Source organism: Streptomyces morookaense (assembly GCF_013030945.1).
In the GTDB taxonomy this organism is placed as follows: domain Bacteria; phylum Actinomycetota; class Actinomycetes; order Streptomycetales; family Streptomycetaceae; genus Streptomyces; species Streptomyces morookaensis.
This window is the reverse complement of the sequence record NZ_JABBXF010000055.1, coordinates 1-3,539: the sequence shown is the minus strand read 5'-3', so window position 1 is coordinate 3,539 and position 3,539 is coordinate 1. Positions and strand designations below refer to the sequence as shown.

The 3,539-nt window shown below is 69.1% G+C and carries 1 protein-coding gene; it reads left to right on the top strand.

Annotation, left to right across the window (positions count from 1 at the left end):
• A partial coding sequence (locus tag HG542_RS22810) for a multifunctional oxoglutarate decarboxylase/oxoglutarate dehydrogenase thiamine pyrophosphate-binding subunit/dihydrolipoyllysine-residue succinyltransferase subunit (RefSeq protein ID WP_171084394.1) occupies nt 1-3,496 on the top strand: 3,496 nt, incomplete at its 5' end.
• Nucleotides 3,497-3,539: the final 43 nt, after the last annotated feature.

The window sequence follows — 3,539 nt, the reverse complement described above, 5'->3', positions numbered from 1 at the left end:
CCCGGTGGCGAAGCCCGCCGCACAGGCTCCGGCCGCCCCCGCGGCGCCCGCCGCAGCCGCCCCGGCCCCGGTCGCGAAGACCCCGGCCGCCCGGCCGAAGGCCCCGGCGAAGCCGGCCGAGCCGGACGCCGGTCCGGAGTACGTGACGCTGCGCGGCCCGTCCGCCGCGGTCGCCAAGAACATGAACGCCTCCCTGGAGCTGCCGACGGCCACGTCCGTCCGCGCCGTCCCGGTGAAGCTGCTGTTCGACCAGCGCATCGTCATCAACAACCACCTCAAGCGCGCCCGCGGCGGCAAGGTCTCCTTCACGCACCTCATCGGCTACGCCATGGTGCAGGCGCTGAAGCTGATGCCGTCGATGAACTACTCCTTCACGGAGAAGGACGGCAAGCCGACCCTCGTCAAGCCCGAGCACGTCAACCTCGGCCTGGCGATCGACCTGGTCAAGCCGAACGGCGACCGCCAGCTCGTGGTCGCGGCCATCAAGAAGGCCGAGACCCTGAACTTCTTCGAGTTCTGGCAGGCCTACGAGGACATCGTCCGCCGCGCCCGCGTCGGCAAGCTGACGATGGACGACTTCACCGGGGTCACCGCCTCGCTGACCAACCCCGGCGGCATCGGCACCGTGCACTCCGTGCCGCGCCTGATGCCCGGCCAGGGCCTCATCATCGGCGTGGGCGCCATGGACTACCCCGCCGAGTTCCAGGGCACCTCGCAGGACGCCCTGAACAAGATGGGCATCTCGAAGGTCATGACCCTGACCTCGACGTACGACCACCGGGTCATCCAGGGTGCCGCCTCCGGCGAGTTCCTGCGGATCATGCACCAGCTGCTGCTCGGCGAGAACGGCTTCTACGACGACATCTTCGAGGCGCTGCGCATCCCCTACGAGCCGGTCCGCTGGCTCAAGGACATCGACGCCTCGCACGACGACGACGTCACCAAGGCCGCCCGGGTCTTCGAGCTGATCCACTCCTACCGGGTCCGCGGCCACGTCATGGCCGACACCGACCCGCTGGAGTACCGCCAGCGCAAGCACCCCGACCTGGACATCACCGAGCACGGCCTCACCCTGTGGGACCTGGAGCGCGACTTCGCCGTCGGCGGCTTCGCCGGCAAGTCGATGATGAAGCTGCGCGACATCCTGGGCGTGCTGCGCGACTCGTACTGCCGCACCACCGGCATCGAGTTCATGCACATCCAGGACCCGAAGCAGCGCAAGTGGATCCAGGACCGCGTCGAGCGCCCGCACGCCAAGCCGGAGCGCGAGGAGCAGCTGCGCATCCTGCGCCGCCTGAACGCGGCCGAGGCGTTCGAGACGTTCCTGCAGACCAAGTACGTCGGCCAGAAGCGCTTCTCGCTGGAGGGCGGCGAGTCCGTCATCCCGCTGCTGGACGCGGTGCTGGACGCGGCCGCCGAGTCCCGTCTGGACGAGGCCGTCATCGGCATGGCCCACCGTGGCCGGCTGAACGTGCTGGCCAACATCGTCGGCAAGTCCTACGCGCAGATCTTCCGCGAGTTCGAGGGCAACCTCGACCCGAAGTCGATGCACGGCTCCGGCGACGTGAAGTACCACCTGGGCGCCAACGGCACCTTCACCGGCCTGGACGGCGAGCAGATCAAGGTCTCGCTGGCCGCCAACCCGTCCCACCTGGAGACGGTCGACCCGGTCGTCGAGGGCATCGCCCGCGCCAAGCAGGACATCATCGGCAAGGCCGGCACGGACTTCACCGTCCTGCCGATCCAGCTGCACGGCGACGCGGCCTTCGCGGGCCAGGGCGTCGTGGCCGAGACCCTCAACATGTCGCAGCTGCGCGGCTACCGCACCGGCGGCACCGTGCACATCGTCATCAACAACCAGGTCGGCTTCACCGCGCCGCCGGAGTCCTCGCGCTCGTCGATGTACTGCACCGACGTCGCGCGCATGATCGAGGCGCCGATCTTCCACGTGAACGGTGACGACCCGGAGGCCGTGGTCCGCGTCGCGCGGCTCGCCTTCGAGTTCCGCCAGGCGTTCAACAAGGACGTCGTCATCGACCTGATCTGCTACCGGCGCCGGGGCCACAACGAGTCGGACAACCCCTCGTTCACCCAGCCGCTGATGTACGACCTGATCGACAAGAAGCGCTCGGTGCGCAAGCTCTACACCGAGTCGCTCATCGGCCGTGGCGACATCACCCTGGAAGAGGCCGAGCAGGCCCTGCAGGACTACCAGGGCCAGCTGGAGAAGGTCTTCGTCGAGGTCCGGGACGCCGACACGGCCCCCGCGGCCTACGAGCCCCCGGCCGAGCTGCCGGAGTTCCCGGCCCCGGTGAACACCGCGATCTCCCAGGAGGTCCTCAAGCGGATCGCCGAGTCGCAGGTCACCACGCCGGAGAACGTCACGGTGCACCCGCGCCTGGTGCCGCAGCTGCAGCGCCGCGCCGCCAGCATCGAGGACGGCACCATCGACTGGGGCATGGGCGAGACCATCGCCTTCGGCTCGCTGCTGATGGAGGGCACCCCGGTCCGGCTCGCCGGCCAGGACTCCCGCCGCGGCACCTTCGGCCAGCGCCACGCGGTGCTCGTCGACCGCGAGACCGGCGAGGACTACACCCCGCTGCTCTACCTGTCCGAGGACCAGGCCCGTTTCAACGTCTACGACTCGCTGCTGAGCGAGTACGCGGCGATGGGCTTCGAGTACGGCTACTCGCTGGCCCGCCCGGACGCGCTGGTGCTGTGGGAGGCCCAGTTCGGCGACTTCGCCAACGGCGCCCAGAGCGTCGTGGACGAGTTCATCTCCTCGTCCGAGCAGAAGTGGGGCCAGACCTCGGGCGTCACGCTGCTGCTGCCGCACGGCTACGAGGGCCAGGGCCCGGACCACTCGTCCGCCCGCATCGAGCGCTACCTCCAGCTGTGCGCGCAGAACAACATGACGGTCGCCATGCCGACGCTGCCGTCGAACTACTTCCACCTGCTGCGCTGGCAGGTCCACAACCCGCACCACAAGCCGCTCATCGTCTTCACCCCGAAGTCGATGCTGCGTCTGAAGGCCGCGGCGTCGAAGGCGGAGGAGTTCACCAGCGGCCAGTTCCGTCCGGTCATCGGTGACGACGCCGTCAACCCGGCGGACGTGCGCAAGGTCGTCTTCTGCTCCGGCAAGGTCTACTACGACCTCGCCGCCGAGCGGGAGAAGCGCGGCGCCATGGACACCGCCCTCATCCGCCTGGAGCGGCTGTACCCGCTGCCGGGTGCGGAGGTCCAGGCGGAGATCGCCAAGTTCCCGAACGCGGCCAAGTACATCTGGGCGCAGGAGGAGCCGGCGAACCAGGGTGCGTGGCCGTTCATCGCGCTGAACCTGATCGACCACCTCGACCTGGCGGTCGGCGCGGATGTTCCGGCGTCGGAGCGGCTGCGGCGGATCTCGCGTCCGCACTCGTCGTCGCCGGCCGTCGGCTCTGCCAAGCGGCACCAGGCTGAGCAGGCTCAGCTTGTGGCGGAGGTTTTTGACGCGTAACCGCGTCACCAGGGGTCCGCATCGTTTTTCGGTGCGGGCCCTT